16 protein-coding genes and 1 pseudogene are annotated in these 12,820 nt (G+C 67.4%); 9 read left to right on the forward strand and 8 right to left on the reverse strand.

Annotated elements, in window-relative coordinates; all coding sequences use genetic code 11:
- The first annotated feature begins 31 nt into the window (after nt 1-31).
- The 4 genes from CSC70_RS12060 (at nt 32) to CSC70_RS12075 (ending at nt 2,972) form a co-directional block, all read left to right on the forward strand.
- Nucleotides 32-619 carry a nitroreductase family protein gene (locus CSC70_RS12060; RefSeq protein ID WP_162456891.1) on the forward strand — a complete coding sequence of 196 codons (588 nt, stop codon included), beginning with the start codon at nt 32-34 and terminating at the stop codon, nt 617-619.
- 19 nt (nt 620-638) lie between these two features.
- A complete protein-coding gene (locus CSC70_RS12065) occupies nt 639-1,547 on the forward strand; it encodes a 5'-3' exonuclease (RefSeq protein WP_162456892.1) in 909 nt (302 codons plus the stop codon).
- A 48-nt stretch (nt 1,548-1,595) separates the two neighbouring features.
- On the forward strand, nt 1,596-2,153 hold the full coding sequence (locus CSC70_RS12070; RefSeq protein ID WP_162456893.1) for an NUDIX hydrolase: 558 nt from the start codon (nt 1,596-1,598) through the stop codon (nt 2,151-2,153).
- A gap of 114 nt (nt 2,154-2,267) precedes the next feature.
- Entirely contained in the window at nt 2,268-2,972 is a 705-nt protein-coding gene (locus CSC70_RS12075) for a hypothetical protein (RefSeq protein ID WP_162456894.1), read from the forward strand.
- A 22-nt stretch (nt 2,973-2,994) separates the two neighbouring features.
- Here the strand turns inward: CSC70_RS12075 and CSC70_RS12080 are convergent.
- From CSC70_RS12080 to prmC, 3 genes and pseudogenes are all read right to left on the reverse strand, one after another.
- Nucleotides 2,995-3,213: pseudogene (locus CSC70_RS12080) on the reverse strand (alkylphosphonate utilization protein); the annotation flags it as partial.
- An 81-nt stretch (nt 3,214-3,294) separates the two neighbouring features.
- Nucleotides 3,295-4,236 carry a prolyl aminopeptidase gene (gene pip / locus CSC70_RS12085; protein WP_162456896.1) on the reverse strand — a complete coding sequence of 314 codons (942 nt, stop codon included), beginning with the start codon at nt 4,234-4,236 and terminating at the stop codon, nt 3,295-3,297.
- 97 nt (nt 4,237-4,333) lie between these two features.
- A complete protein-coding gene (gene prmC / locus CSC70_RS12090; RefSeq protein ID WP_162456897.1) occupies nt 4,334-5,173 on the reverse strand; it encodes a peptide chain release factor N(5)-glutamine methyltransferase in 840 nt (279 codons plus the stop codon).
- A gap of 163 nt (nt 5,174-5,336) precedes the next feature.
- On the opposite strand from prmC, the gene ahpC reads away from it, so the two are divergent.
- The 3 genes from ahpC to oxyR all read left to right on the forward strand — a co-directional run bounded on the left by ahpC (nt 5,337) and on the right by oxyR (nt 8,608).
- A complete protein-coding gene (gene ahpC / locus CSC70_RS12095; RefSeq protein ID WP_162456898.1) occupies nt 5,337-5,900 on the forward strand; it encodes an alkyl hydroperoxide reductase subunit C in 564 nt (187 codons plus the stop codon).
- A gap of 124 nt (nt 5,901-6,024) precedes the next feature.
- Entirely contained in the window at nt 6,025-7,611 is a 1,587-nt protein-coding gene (ahpF, locus tag CSC70_RS12100; protein WP_162456899.1) for an alkyl hydroperoxide reductase subunit F, read from the forward strand.
- A gap of 37 nt (nt 7,612-7,648) precedes the next feature.
- Nucleotides 7,649-8,608, forward strand: coding sequence for a DNA-binding transcriptional regulator OxyR (gene oxyR / locus CSC70_RS12105; protein ID WP_162456900.1), 960 nt, complete (start codon nt 7,649-7,651; stop codon nt 8,606-8,608).
- A gap of 40 nt (nt 8,609-8,648) precedes the next feature.
- Here the strand turns inward: oxyR and CSC70_RS12110 are convergent, their stop codons facing one another.
- The gene (locus CSC70_RS12110; protein ID WP_162456901.1) at nt 8,649-9,182 is read right to left on the reverse strand and encodes an SRPBCC family protein; all 534 of its coding nucleotides are present in this window, start codon (nt 9,180-9,182) and stop codon (nt 8,649-8,651) included.
- A complete protein-coding gene (locus CSC70_RS12115; protein ID WP_162456902.1) occupies nt 9,179-9,583 on the reverse strand; it encodes an ArsR/SmtB family transcription factor in 405 nt (134 codons plus the stop codon). The genes CSC70_RS12110 and CSC70_RS12115 overlap by 4 nt, the downstream gene beginning before the upstream one ends.
- A 110-nt stretch (nt 9,584-9,693) precedes the next feature.
- On the opposite strand from CSC70_RS12115, the gene CSC70_RS12120 reads away from it, so the two are divergent.
- Both CSC70_RS12120 and CSC70_RS12125 read left to right on the forward strand, forming a co-directional pair.
- Nucleotides 9,694-10,653, forward strand: a complete 960-nt coding sequence (locus CSC70_RS12120; RefSeq protein ID WP_162456903.1) for a transaldolase — start codon at nt 9,694-9,696, stop codon at nt 10,651-10,653.
- Between the two features lie 176 nt (nt 10,654-10,829).
- Nucleotides 10,830-11,291: a hypothetical protein gene (locus tag CSC70_RS12125; RefSeq protein ID WP_162456904.1), complete on the forward strand. Its 462-nt coding sequence runs from the start codon at nt 10,830-10,832 to the stop codon at nt 11,289-11,291.
- A 7-nt stretch (nt 11,292-11,298) separates the two neighbouring features.
- Here CSC70_RS12125 and CSC70_RS12130 read toward each other — a convergent pair whose 3' ends face one another.
- Genes CSC70_RS12130 through CSC70_RS12140 form a run of 3 tightly spaced genes read right to left on the reverse strand, consistent with a single transcriptional unit; the run spans nt 11,299 to nt 12,800 of the window.
- Nucleotides 11,299-11,799: a flavodoxin family protein gene (locus CSC70_RS12130; protein WP_162456905.1), complete on the reverse strand. Its 501-nt coding sequence runs from the start codon at nt 11,797-11,799 to the stop codon at nt 11,299-11,301.
- Nucleotides 11,800-11,818: 19 nt separating this feature from the next.
- Nucleotides 11,819-12,502, reverse strand: a complete 684-nt coding sequence (msrA, locus tag CSC70_RS12135) for a peptide-methionine (S)-S-oxide reductase MsrA (RefSeq protein WP_162456906.1) — start codon at nt 12,500-12,502, stop codon at nt 11,819-11,821.
- A gap of 31 nt (nt 12,503-12,533) precedes the next feature.
- Nucleotides 12,534-12,800: a putative signal transducing protein gene (locus CSC70_RS12140; protein ID WP_162456907.1), complete on the reverse strand. Its 267-nt coding sequence runs from the start codon at nt 12,798-12,800 to the stop codon at nt 12,534-12,536.
- Nucleotides 12,801-12,820 lie beyond the last annotated feature (20 nt).

The following is a 12,820-nucleotide window of genomic DNA, read 5'->3' on the forward strand; positions in this document are numbered from 1 at the left end:
TGTGACCGAAACAGAACAATACCGCCCCCGCATGACGACTGACGACCCCCTGCACTTCCTGCTCGCCCGGCGTTCCGTGCCTTCCCGCCAGCTCGGCGAGCCCGGCCCCGACCACGCCACCCTGCAGCGCATGCTGCAGGCCGCCGTGCGGGTGCCGGACCACGGCAAGCTGGTGCCGTTCCGCTTGCTGGCCATCGCCGGCGACGACCGCCTGGCGCTGGGCGAATTCCTGGCCGCGCGCAGCCTGCAACGCGATCCGCAGGCGCCGACGGCGGCGGTGGAAAAGGACCGCCAGCGGTTCTCGTTCGCCCCGCTGATCGTGGCCGTGGTCGCCCGCTCGGTTGCCCATCCCAAGGTTCCCGAGCAGGAACAGTGGCTGACCGCCGGCAGCGTCTGCTTCGCTCTGCTGCAGGCGGCGCAGGCGCTGGGTTACGGCGCGCAATGGCTGACCGGCTGGGCCGCCACCGACCCCGCCGTGCTGCATCACCTCGGGCTGGCCGAAGACGAGGGCATCGCCGGCTTCATCCATATCGGCACGCCGAAGCTGGAGGCCCCGGAACGCGACCGCCCGGACCCGGCGACCCTGTTGCAATGGTGGGACGGGGGCGCGGCGGCGTGAGGCGCATGCGCAGGCCCGCATGACCGCGAAACCGTCCCTGCACCTGGTCGATGCCAGCCTGTACGTGTTCCGGGCCTGGCACTCGATGCCCGACCAGTTCCACGATGCCGAGGGCTGGCCGACCAATGCGGTGCACGGTTTCGCCCGCTTCCTGCTCGAACTGCTGGAACGCGAGCGGCCGCGGCACATCGCGATCGCCTTCGACGAGGCGCTGGACAGCTGCTTCCGCAATCGCCTGTACCCGGACTACAAGGCCAACCGCGAGCCGGCGCCGGACGAACTGCGCCGCCAGTTCGCCCACTGCAAAGCACTGTCCGCGGCACTGGGGCTGAACGTGCTGGCGCACGGCGAATACGAAGCCGACGACCTGATCGGCTCGGCCCTGCACGCCGCGCGGCCGCGCGGTTTTCGCGGGGTGATCGTCTCGGCCGACAAGGACCTGTCGCAGCTGCTGCACGAACACGACGAGCAATGGGATTTCGCCCGCGGCCAGCGCTGGGGCGCGGACGGGGTGAAGGCGCGCCACGGCGTGCACGCGCACCAGATCGCCGATTACCTGGCGCTGTGCGGCGACGCCATCGACAATATCCCCGGTATTCCCGGCATCGGCAGCAAGTCGGCCGCGGTGCTGCTGGCGCACTTCGGCGACCTCGACAGCCTGCTGGCGCGCGCCGACGAGGTCGCCTTCCTGCGCCTGCGCGGCGCCGCGCAGATGGCCGTACGTCTGCGCGAGCAGCGCGAACAGGCCCTGTTGTGGCGGCAGCTGACCACCATCGCCCTCGACGCGCCGCTGGACGGGGTCGAAGACGACTTCGCCCGCGCCGACGCCGATGCCGACATGCTCGACGCACTGGCCGAGGCCCTGCGCTTCGGCCCGATGACCCGGCGCCGCTTGCGCCAGGCCGCCGGGCTCGAACCGGCCGGCTGAGTCGCACGACCACGTTCACCTGATTCGCATTTCACGGACCGCCACGCCATGGACAACCGCAAGACCACCGCGCCACACACCGTTTTCGAGGGCAAGTACCTGCGCATGGTCGTGCGCGGCAACTGGGAATACTGCGAGCGCACCCATGCCGGCGGGCTGGCCGCGATCATCATCGCGGTCACCCCAGACGACAAGGTGGTGTTCGTCGAACAGTTCCGGGTGCCGCTGCAGGCGCCGACCATCGAGATGCCGGCCGGGCTGGTCGGCGACATCCACGCCGGCGAATCGATCGAAGTCTCGGCGATCCGCGAGCTGGAGGAGGAAACCGGCTGGACCGCCGAACAGGCCGAAGTGCTGCTGATCGGACCGACCTCCTCGGGCAGCAGCAGCGAGAAGATCGCCTTCGTCCGCGCCAACGGGCTGCGCAAGGTCGGTCCGGGCGGCGGCGACGGTGACGAAAACATCACCGTGCATGAAATCCCGCGCGCGCAGGCCGCCGCCTGGCTGGTGCAGAAGCTTGGCGAAGGCTACGAGCTGGACGCCAAGCTGTGGGCCGGACTGTGGATGATCGAGCACAACCTGGACGGCAGTCGCCGCCAGGCTTAATCGCGGCTGAGTCGTTCCGCTCAGGCGGTCATCGCAACTGCCACTGATGCGTTTCCTGCGTGCCCCCCGCCCGCCGGAGTCCCTGTCTTGACCTTCTCCCGACTCAGCTTGACCTTGCTGGCCCTGCTGGCCGTGTCCTCCCCCTCATCGGCCCAGGAGAGCGCCGCGTCCGCCTCCGGACAATGGCAGCCCGACAGCAAGCAGAATGACAAGTTGTTCAAGGAAGCGGAGAAAGCCTTCAAGAAGGCTGCAAAGGAAATGCAGCCTCCCGAAGGCAGGCAGGGCGGTCCACCCCCTAGAGGTGGACCCGGCGGGGACCGGGGTGGCGGCGGTGGCCCGCCTCCCAATGGCGGCGGCATGGGCGGTGCGCCCGGCGGCGGTGCAGGCGGTCCTCCCGGCGGTGGCCCGCCCCCGGGCGGCGGACGGCGTGCGAAACCCAGCTTGTCGGGCCTGCTGCCGGCCGAGCTGGCATTCGCCGCGCCAAGCCAGGACAGCCTGATCCTGCAACGCATGCGCCAAGCCATGGTGTTCGGCCGTGGTGAAAGCGCAAGCGTGGTCATTGTCCCGTTCGAAGACCAGACCGCGCTGGGCAATGGCGTCACGGTGAAAATGACCGAGACCGATGGACAGCCCGAATTGCAGGCAACTACGCCGAACGGACTGCTGGTGAGCTACCGCTACCAGATCGACACCGACGGCACCCTGCGCGTGCACATCAACATTTCCGGCGGTCCGATGCCACGCGGCGGTTTCGAACTGGAACGCGTCTACCGGCGGATGCAGGTCGACGTGTCGGCACCGGAACGGGCCGGCGGCTGAACCCGAATCGCGCCGACCCGGATCAGGCCTTCTTCAGGAACTCGGTCCGCAACACCAGGCCTTTGACCTTGTCGGCGTTGCACTCGATCAGATCCTCGTCGTCGGTCAGGCGGATGTTCTTGACCAGGGTGCCGCGCTTGAGCGTGACCGAGGTGCCCTTGACCTTCAGGTCCTTGATCACGGTGACCGAATCACCGTTCTGCAGCACGTTACCGTTGCTGTCCTTGACCACGATTTCGTCTTCGTCCGACATGCCGTCTCCGTAGGGCGGGCCCAGGCCCGCCGGCTGTGTGGGTGTGGGGAAATGCCCGGCGCGGCACGCTCAGGCGAAGGCGTCGGTGGCGCGTACCAGCGCATCGACGTGCTCGGGCTCGAAGGCCGAATGGCCCGAAGTCGGGTTGATCTCCAGCGTCGATTTCGGCCAGGCCTTGTGCAGGTCCCAGGCGCTCTGCAGCGGGCAGACCACGTCGTAGCGGCCGTGCACGATGGTGCCGGGGATCTCGGCTATGCGGTGTGCGTCGCGCAGCAGCTGGTCCTCGACCTCGAAGAAGCCGCCATTGACGAAGTAGTGGTTCTCGATGCGAGCGAAGGCCAGCGCGAAGCGCGCGTCCTGGTGGCCGCTGACGAAATCCTCGTCCACCCGCAGGAACGAGGTGGCGCCTTCCCACACGCTCCAGGCACGCGCCGCGGCCAGGCGGGCCGCCTCGTCGTTGCCGGTCAGGCGGCGATGGAAGGCCGAGATCAGGTCGTGGCGCTCGACCGGCGGGATCGCGGCGATGTAATGCTCCCATGCATCCGGGAACAGCCGGTTGGCGCCTTCCTGGTAGAACCACTCCAGCTCCCAGCGGCGCAGCATGAAGATGCCGCGCAGGACCAGTTCGGTGACCCGCTCGGGATGCGTTTCGGCATAGGCCAGCGCCAAGGTCGAGCCCCAGCTGCCGCCGAACACCTGCCAGCGCTCGATGCCCAGCTTCTGCCGCAGCTTCTCGATGTCCCCGACCAGGTGCCAGGTGGTGTTGTCGACCAGGTCGGCGTGCGGGGTGGAGCGGCCGGCGCCGCGCTGGTCGAACAGCACGATGCGGTACTTGGCCGGGTCGTGGAAACGGCGCATGTTGGCACTGCAGCCGCCACCGGGACCGCCGTGCAGCAGGACCACCGGCTTGCCCTCGGGATTGCCGCACTGCTCGTAGTACAGCGTGTGACGTTCGTCGACTTTCAGGGTGCCGGTTTCGTACGGGGCGATCTCGGGATACAGCGTGCGCATGGCAGGTCCGGTGCGGAATACGCGCCCATTTTACCGTAGGGCGGGCCCCGGCCCGCCACACAGGCTCCGCGCACATGTCCCGCAGCCTGCCACCGCTTCAACCGATGCGCCCCAGCGTCACCCGGTCGCGGTCTTCCAGATCGCGTTGCGTGGACACCTCGACGAAACCGGTGGCGTGCAGCAGCGCACGCACCGCCGCGCCCTGCTCCAGGCCATGTTCGAGCAGCAGCCAACCGTCATGTACCAGATGCCGCGGCGCATCGGCGACGATGCTGCGGATCGCCTGCAGGCCATCGGCGCCGGACGCCAGCGCAGCGGCCGGTTCGTGCGGCAGGTCGCCCTGCCGCAGATGCGGATCGTCTTCGGCGATGTACGGCGGATTGCTGGCGATCAGGTCGAAGCGCTCGCCGCCCAGCGCCGTGCACCAGTCGCCGCGGCGGAACCAGACATTGTCGATGCCGTTGCGGCGCGCATTGTCGACCGCGACACCCAGCGCCGGCCCGCTGACATCGGTCGCCACCACCGTCGCCAGCGGCCGCTCGCGAGCGATCGCCAGCGCCACCGCGCCGCTGCCGGTGCCCAGGTCGGCCACCCGCAGCGGGTGCTCCTGCGACAGCCGCTGCAGGGCCAGTTCGACCAGCAACTCGGTTTCCGGGCGCGGGATCAGGGTCGCCAGCGTGACCGCTAGGTCCAGGCTCCAGAAACCCTGCCGCCCCAGCACGTAGGCCAATGGCTCGCCGGCTTCGCGGCGCTGCAACAAGGCTTCGAAACGGTCCACAGCCGTATCGGCCAGCACCTCGTCGGCATGCGCGAACAGCCAGGCACGCTCGCAGCCCAGCGCCTGCATCAGCAATAGTTCCGCCTGATGGCGCGGTGCATCACCGGAAATCCGTCCAACCGCCCGTCGAACCAGCGCGGCTGGGGTGTTCATGGCCATGTCATTCATCGTGGTTATTGATGGCCCAAGGTTCAGGTTCCGTCAATCAATAGTTTTAATCTATTGATATGATTCCACTAATCAATTTGATGAATCGATTGACGGCGCCTACCATAGTTGTCGTCCTCCCTCCCATCCACCCCTGACAACACAAGGAAAACCCATGTCGCTGATCAATACCCAGGTGCAGCCGTTCAAGGTCAATGCCTTCCACAATGGCGAGTTCATCGAAGTCACCGATGAAAGCCTGAAGGGCAAGTGGTCCGTGCTGATCTTCATGCCGGCCGCCTTCACCTTCAACTGCCCGACTGAAGTGGAAGACGCCGCCGACAACTACGCCGAGTTCCAGAAGGCCGGCGCCGAGGTCTACATCGTCACCACCGACACCCACTTCTCGCACAAGGTCTGGCACGAAACCTCGCCGGCCGTGGGCAAGGCCAAGTTCCCGCTGGTCGGCGATCCGACCCACCAGCTGACCCACGCTTTCGGCGTGCATATCGAGGAAGAAGGCCTGGCCCTGCGCGGCACCTTCGTGATCAACCCGGAAGGCGTGATCAAGACGATGGAAGTGCACGACAACGCCATCGCCCGCGACGTGTCCGAGACCCTGCGCAAGCTGAAGGCCGCGCAGTTCGTCGCCGCGCACCCGAACGAAGTGTGCCCGGCCAAGTGGAAGGAAGGCGCGCAGACCATCGCGCCGTCGCTGAAGCTGGTCGGCAAGATCTGATCCGGCTCGCCGGAGCGGGCGCGACGCCCGTTCCGGCACCCCAGCTTCGCTGGCGCATGGGCTTGTCCGCAGGCCCATGCACCAGCGGCACTGATGCAACGACTCTCCCCCCCAAGGATCCCCCATGCTCGAGCAAGACCTCAAGGCCCAGTTGCAGGAATACCTGGGTATGCTGCGCCAGCCGATCCGGCTGATCGCCTCGCTGGACGACGGCGCCGCCTCGCAGGAGATGCGCGCGCTGCTGCAGGACATCGACAGCCTGTCCGACAAGGTTTCGCTGGATGTCTCCGGCACCGACGCGCGCAAGCCCTCGTTCGTGATCGCCCGCGAAGGCGAAACCAACGGCGTGCGTTTCGCCGGCCTGCCGCTGGGCCACGAGTTCACCTCGCTGGTGCTGGCCCTGCTGTGGACCGGCGGCCACCCGCCCAAGGTCGAGCAGGAAACCCTGGACGCGATCCAGGCGCTGGACGGCGACTTCGACTTCGAGGCCTACATGTCGCTGAGCTGCCACAACTGCCCGGACGTGGTGCAGGCGCTGGCGCTGATGGCGATCGTCAACCCGAAGGTGAAGACCACGGTGATCGAGGGCGGTGCCTTCCAGCAGGAAGTCGAGGCGCGCGAGATCATGGCGGTGCCGATGGTGTTCCTCAACGGCGAGATGTTCGCTTCCGGCCGCACCTCGCTGGAAGAGATCGTCGCCCGGCTGGATACCGGTACGGCGCAACGCGAAGCGGCCAAGCTCGATGCGCGCGCGCCCTACGACGTGCTGGTCGTCGGCGGCGGCCCGGCCGGCGCCGCGGCGGCGGTGTATGCCGCGCGCAAGGGCATCCGCGTCGGCGTGGCCGCCGAGCGCCTGGGCGGCCAGGTCAACGACACCCTGGCCATCGAGAACTACATCTCGGTGCTGGAAACCGACGGCCCGGCGTTCGCCGCCGCACTGGAAGCGCAGGTGCGCCACTACGATGTGGATGTGATGAACCTGCAGCTCGCCGAACAGCTGGTGCCTGCTGGCGAACCCGGCGGCCTGATAGAGGTGAAGATGGCCAACGGCGGCGCTTTGAAGGCGCGCAGCGTGGTGCTGTCGACCGGCGCGCGCTGGCGCAACATGAACGTGCCTGGCGAGGCCGAGTACCGCACCAAGGGCGTCGCCTACTGCCCGCACTGCGACGGCCCGCTGTTCAAGGGCAAGGATGTAGCGGTGATCGGCGGCGGCAATTCCGGCGTCGAGGCCGCCATCGACCTGGCCGGCGTGGTCCGCAACGTGACCCTGCTGGAGTTCGCCGACCAGCTGAAGGCCGACCAGGTGCTGGTGGACAAGCTGCGCAGCCTGCCCAACGTGACCATCCACGTGAACGCGCAGACCACCGAGGTGGTCGGAGACGGCCAGAAGATGACCGGCCTGCGCTGGCGCGACCGCGTCGGCGGCGGCGAGCACGAAGAGGCCTTGGCCGGCGTATTCGTGCAGATCGGACTGGTGCCGAACACCGAATGGCTGAAGGACACGCTGGAACTGAGCCGTTTCGGCGAGATCGTGATCGACGCCAAGGGCCAGACCAACGTGCCAGGCGTGTTCGCCGCCGGCGACTGCACCACGGTGCCGTACAAGCAGATCGTGATTGCCGCCGGCGCCGGCGCTACCGCCGCGCTCAGCGCCTTCGACCACCTGATCCGCAGTTCGGTCCCGGCCGCAGCGGAAGCCAGGGCGGCCTGAACGGGGCCGCCGGGCACCATCGACTAGGCTTGCCACCATGAACCTGCGCGATCTGAAATATCTGGTGGCCCTGGCCGAGCACAAGCATTTCGGCAAGGCCGCGGCCGCCTGCTTCGTCAGCCAGCCGACCCTGTCCACCCAGATCCGCAAGCTGGAAGAGGAACTCGGCGTGGCCCTGGTGGAACGCGCGCCGCGCAAGGTCATGCTGACCCCGGCCGGGCACGATGCCGCCGACCGCGCGCGCCGCATCGTCGCCGAGGTCGAACAGATGAAGGAGGCGGCGCGACGCAGTCGCAATCCCGAGGCCGGCACGGTGCGGATGGGCATCTTCCCCACTCTCGGCCCGTACCTGCTGCCGCACGTGGTGCCGCGCATCCGCGAACGCTTCCCGCAGCTGGAGCTGCTGCTGGTCGAGGAAAAAAGCGACCTGCTGCTGGAACAGCTGCGCGAAGGCAAGCTGGATGCGGCGTTGCTGGCGTTGCCGTTGCACGACGACCAGTTGCACGTCGAGTTCCTGTTCGAGGAAGCCTTCCTGCTGGCGGTGCCGGCGCAGCATCCGCTGGCCGCGCGCGATTCGCTCGACCTGGATGAACTCTCCGACCTGCACCTGCTGCTGCTGGAAGACGGCCACTGCCTGCGCGAGCAGGCGCTGGACGTGTGTCGGCTGGCCGGCGCCAGCGAGAAATCCGAGTTCCGCGCCACCAGCCTGGAAACGCTGCGGCAGATGGTCGCGGCCAATGTCGGCATCACCCTGCTGCCGAACCTGGCCGTGCAGCCCCCGGTCACGCAGCCGGCCAACATCCACCTGCTCGACTTCAATGGTGCCCGCCCCAGCCGGCAGATCGCCATGGTCTGGCGTCGCAGTTCGGCGATGGCTGACTTCCTCAAGCAGCTGGCGCAGGTATTCCAGAGCTTGCCGGCCTCGCTGTTCGCGCCGCCGTCATCTGCTCCCGTACCGCAACACGGCAACACATCCGCGGCAACGACACCGCACTGAATCGCGCCCTTCCGCCGCTTTCATTCATGAGCGAATCGATTCAGGACGGCACGCGCTGATCGTACTCGTCGCGCAGCCGCATCCAGCCATCCCAGTACGGCTCGGGTTTGCGACCGTTCGCACGCGCAACCAGGACATCCAGGTGCATGTGCCAACCGGCGCCAATCTTGAGCATGTTGCCGCGATCGGAAATCCCCTCGTGCAGGATCGTCAGCAGGACCCGGTCCCCTTGCGGCTTCAGGTCGAAAGCGACCTGGCCGCTTTCGCCCCAGGTGAAGACCAACCGGCGCGGCGGATCGAATTCGACGATGCGGCTTTGCATCCGATGCTCCTCGCCAAAACCCTCCGGCCTCTGGCCCGGCGGATCGGTCAATTCATGATTGCGCCACACCAGTTCGAAACCCGTGCCCGCCTCCGGCTGCATCTGGCCGGACGCCAGCCACTGCCGGCGCAAGTCGCTCTCGGTCAGGTACGCCCAGATACGTTCGACCGGACCGGGCAGCAGGCGCTGGATGCGTACCGTATCGGGGGCGACGATGGCGGCGTAATCGGCTTCGGGAGAGGTGATGTTCATGGCGTCCTCGGGGTTTTGCGCGGCTTGCGGGGTTGAGCGCATTTGCGGACAGATTTCGTCTCAGGCTCGGCGGCGTCCTCGGCCAGCAGCAGGGTTTCGAGGGCATCGAGCCGGCCGCTCCAGAACTGCTCGTAATGGCGAATCCACTCGGCACCCATGTGCAATGGACGCGCATCGAGCCGGCAGGTATGCACCCGACCCTGCACCTCGCGCGCGATCAGGCCCGCGCGCTCGAGTACCTGGATGTGCTTGGACGCGCCCGCCAGCGAGATGGCGTGCGGGGCGGCGAGCTCGCCGACGGTGCGCGGTCGCGTGGAAAGGTCGTTCAGCATCGCCCGCCGGGTAGGATCGGCGAGTGCATGGAACACGGTGTCGAGACGACGGGATTTATCTTCAACCATAAGGTTGAATATACGCCACCCAAGATGATTGTCAACCATCTGGTGAAATTTCAGCAGGGCTCGGTATCCGTGGGAAAATGCGCGAGTACCTTTTGCCCAGGACCCGATCCATGAGCTCCGTTTCCAAGCTGACCCGATTGCGCGAGATGACCGTGGTGGTCGCCGACACCGGCGATTACGACGCCATTGCCCGGCTCAAGCCGGTGGACTGCACCACCAACCCCACCCTGGTGAAGAAGGCGCTGGACCTGCCGGTCTACGCGGAGCTGATCGAGCGCGAGCTGGCCTGGGCGCGTACGCAGACCGATGACAAGGACGCCGTGGTCGATGAAGTGGCCGACCGCCTGACCGTCGGCGTCGGCGCCATGCTCAGCGCGCTGATCCCGGGCCGCATCTCGACCGAAGTGGATGCCGACCAGGCCCACGACACCGCCGCCACCGTGGCCAAGGCGCGCAAGTTCATCGCCATGTATGCCGAGCGCGGCGTCGATCGCGACAAGGTGCTGATCAAGGTCGCCGCTACCTGGGAAGGCGTGCAGGCCGCGCGCCAGCTGCAGGCCGAAGGCATCGACTGCAACCTGACCCTGATCTTCAACCCGGCCCAGGCGCTGGCCTGCGCCGAGGCCGGTGCGTTCCTGATCTCGCCGTTCGTCGGCCGCATCCTCGACTGGTATGTGGCCAACGGGCAAACCCCGGCCAGCATCGACGACGATCCCGGGGTGAAGTTCGTGCGTGGCGTGTATGCCGAGTTCAAGCAGCGCGGCCATGCCACCGTGGTGATGGGCGCCTCGTTCCGCTCGACCGCACAGATCGAAGCATTGGCCGGTTGCGACCGCCTGACCATCTCGCCGGATCTGCTGGAAAAGCTCGATGCCGACTTTGGCGAACTGCCGCGCCTGCTGTCCCCCGCCGCTACCATCCTTGGCGACTACGCGCCGGTGACCGCCGACAGCTTCGCCGCCGCGCTGGACGCCGACACGATGGCGAAGGAGAAACTGGCCACCGGCATCGACGCCTTCGCCAAGGATCTGCAGGCACTGCGAGCCGGCATCGCCGAACGGCTGGGATGAAGTTCACCTGGAGCCATGCCGTGCTGGCAATGGCGTTGATCGTGGCAGGCACCTGGTGGTGGTCGCGGGACTCGGGTTCTACCGGAACTCCATCCGATGGAACCCGCGTCGGCTGCCCGTTGCCGCCGCTTGCGCTCGCAGGACAGGCTCCGCAGCAAACCCGTCCACCAGCTTCGATGCCTGCGTTCAACCGCGACGGTTATCGGCTGACCCCTCTGGCAGGCTTCAGCATCGAAGCGCGCGTGCTGTCGCGCAAGGACTACCGCAGTGGACGCGAGAGCGAACTGTCGCCGACCGACCTCGCCCTCGGCTGGGGCCGCATGAGCGAAGACGCCGTACTCTCGCAGCTGCAGATCAGCCAGTCCGGACGCTGGTATCACTACCGCTGGCGGGATTCTCCGCCGCTGCCGCCGACCGAAATGGTCCGCAACAGCGCCAACATGCACATGATCCCCGCCGACCGCAGCGTGGCACGCGCGCTGAATGCCGTCGGCAAGGACAGCCGTGTGCGCATCGACGGCTGGCTGGTGGAAGCGCAATCGGGAGATGGTTGGCGCTGGCGCAGTTCACTGAGCCGCGACGACAGCGGCAATGGCGCCTGCGAACTCGTCTACGTCTGCGCGCTGACCACGCACTGAGCCAGCGTCAATACAGGCCCAGCGCCAGCCCTGCCGCCAGCGTTGCGCCAAGTTCCCGGCACGGCGCCAGCTGTACGGCATCCAGCCGCTTGCGCGCCAGGATCGCCTGCGGCGTCTGCGCATGCGTGCACACCAGCACCGGCTCGGCGACCTCGCGCAGGCGCAGGCCGGTGGCGATGCGGCGCAGCTGGGCGATCGCCGCCTGGCCGTCGGAACCAGCGCACACCATCCATCCGCATGGTTTGCCTTCGCAGCGATCCAGCAGGGCGTAGTAGCTGCGATCGAAGAAATCCTTCAGCCGGCCGCTGATTGCCGCCAGGTTCTCCGGGGTGGCGAACACCACCGCGTCGGCAGCCAGCACGTCGTCCGCCCCGGCTTCCTCCGCCCGCAGGCTCCTTACCTGCAAACCGGATTCCTCTGCATGCTCACGAGCGGCCTGCACTGCCGCTTCGACCATCGCCGCCGTACCGCCGGTCTGGCTGTGCCAGACGAACAGCAACGTCTTCATCGCGTTCCCGGCGCGACGATCACGCCTCCAGCCCCAGCGGGCAGCTGACCCCGGTGCCGCCGAGGCCGCAATAGCCGCCCGGATGCTTGGCCAGGTATTGCTGGTGGTAGTCCTCGGCGTAGTAGAACGGTGGAGGCGGAAACACGATCTCGGTGGTGATGTCGGCATGGCCTGCGGTCCGCAGCCGCGACTGGTAGGCCTCGCGGCTAGCCAGCGCCGCCTGCTGCTGTTCGGCGGTGTGGGCGTAGATTGCCGAACGGTACTGGGTGCCGACATCGTTACCCTGGCGCATGCCCTGGGTCGGGTCATGGCTCTCCCAAAACGTGCGCAGCACCTGCTCGCGCGAAACCTGCGCCGGGTCGAACACCACCCGCACCACCTCGGCATGCCCGGTCAGGCCGGAGCAGACTTCCTCGTAGGTGGGATTGGGCGTGCTGCCGCCCTGGTAACCGACCGCGGTGACGAACACGCCCGGCAGCTGCCAGAAACGACGCTCGGCACCCCAGAAGCAGCCCAGGCCAAGATCGATCGTCTCCAGTCCCGCGAAAGCAGTGCCGTCGTCGTCGCGCAAGGGCCGCGCGTTGACGAAGTGCAAGTTATGCAGCGGCAAGGGCTCGGCACGTCCCGGCAGCGCCTCGTCTTCGCGCGGCAGCCGTTGCTTGAACGCTCCAATGCCCAGCTTCTCGCGCAGGGATTCCAGCATGGCTCGCCTCCTGTGACGGTGGCCCGCCGGTTCAGGCGGGCAGCGGATCCGGTGCGGATCCCTCTCCGCAGATGGGGTCGCCATCGACGTCCAGCAAGCCTTCGGCCTGCAACGCCGACAACGCTTCCGGCCGCGCCGAGTCGGGAACGCAGACCCGCAGTACGCCGAACAGCGGCAACTCGCCGCCGGCGCCCAGCAACTGTTCGCCGAACACGAAGGCCGGGATGCCGGCCTGTTCCAGCACGTGCCGGGCCAGATGGGCGTCGAACAGGTTTTCGGCGCGGTAGACGGTCTGCATGCCGGCAGCATACCGCCAGC

It is taken from the genome of Pseudoxanthomonas kalamensis DSM 18571 (genome assembly GCF_010211745.1).
In the GTDB taxonomy this organism is placed as follows: Bacteria; Pseudomonadota; Gammaproteobacteria; order Xanthomonadales; family Xanthomonadaceae; genus Pseudoxanthomonas_A; species Pseudoxanthomonas_A kalamensis.

Excerpts from the sequence above, each read along its gene's own strand:
- CSC70_RS12060 (WP_162456891.1), top strand. The coding sequence starts at position 32 with ATGACGACTGACGACCCCCTGCACTTCCTGCTCGCCCGGCGTTCCGTG.
- CSC70_RS12065 (WP_162456892.1), top strand. The coding sequence starts at position 639 with ATGACCGCGAAACCGTCCCTGCACCTGGTCGATGCCAGCCTGTACGTG.
- CSC70_RS12070 (WP_162456893.1), top strand. The coding sequence starts at position 1,596 with ATGGACAACCGCAAGACCACCGCGCCACACACCGTTTTCGAGGGCAAG.
- pip (WP_162456896.1), bottom strand. The coding sequence starts at position 4,236 with ATGCGCACGCTGTATCCCGAGATCGCCCCGTACGAAACCGGCACCCTG.
- prmC (WP_162456897.1), bottom strand. The coding sequence starts at position 5,173 with ATGGCCATGAACACCCCAGCCGCGCTGGTTCGACGGGCGGTTGGACGG.
- ahpC (WP_162456898.1), top strand. The coding sequence starts at position 5,337 with ATGTCGCTGATCAATACCCAGGTGCAGCCGTTCAAGGTCAATGCCTTC.
- ahpF (WP_162456899.1), top strand. The coding sequence starts at position 6,025 with ATGCTCGAGCAAGACCTCAAGGCCCAGTTGCAGGAATACCTGGGTATG.
- oxyR (WP_162456900.1), top strand. The coding sequence starts at position 7,649 with ATGAACCTGCGCGATCTGAAATATCTGGTGGCCCTGGCCGAGCACAAG.
- CSC70_RS12110 (WP_162456901.1), bottom strand. The coding sequence starts at position 9,182 with ATGAACATCACCTCTCCCGAAGCCGATTACGCCGCCATCGTCGCCCCC.
- CSC70_RS12115 (WP_162456902.1), bottom strand. The coding sequence starts at position 9,583 with ATGGTTGAAGATAAATCCCGTCGTCTCGACACCGTGTTCCATGCACTC.
- CSC70_RS12120 (WP_162456903.1), top strand. The coding sequence starts at position 9,694 with ATGAGCTCCGTTTCCAAGCTGACCCGATTGCGCGAGATGACCGTGGTG.
- CSC70_RS12125 (WP_162456904.1), top strand. The coding sequence starts at position 10,830 with ATGCCTGCGTTCAACCGCGACGGTTATCGGCTGACCCCTCTGGCAGGC.
- CSC70_RS12130 (WP_162456905.1), bottom strand. The coding sequence starts at position 11,799 with ATGAAGACGTTGCTGTTCGTCTGGCACAGCCAGACCGGCGGTACGGCG.
- msrA (WP_162456906.1), bottom strand. The coding sequence starts at position 12,502 with ATGCTGGAATCCCTGCGCGAGAAGCTGGGCATTGGAGCGTTCAAGCAA.
- CSC70_RS12140 (WP_162456907.1), bottom strand. The coding sequence starts at position 12,800 with ATGCAGACCGTCTACCGCGCCGAAAACCTGTTCGACGCCCATCTGGCC.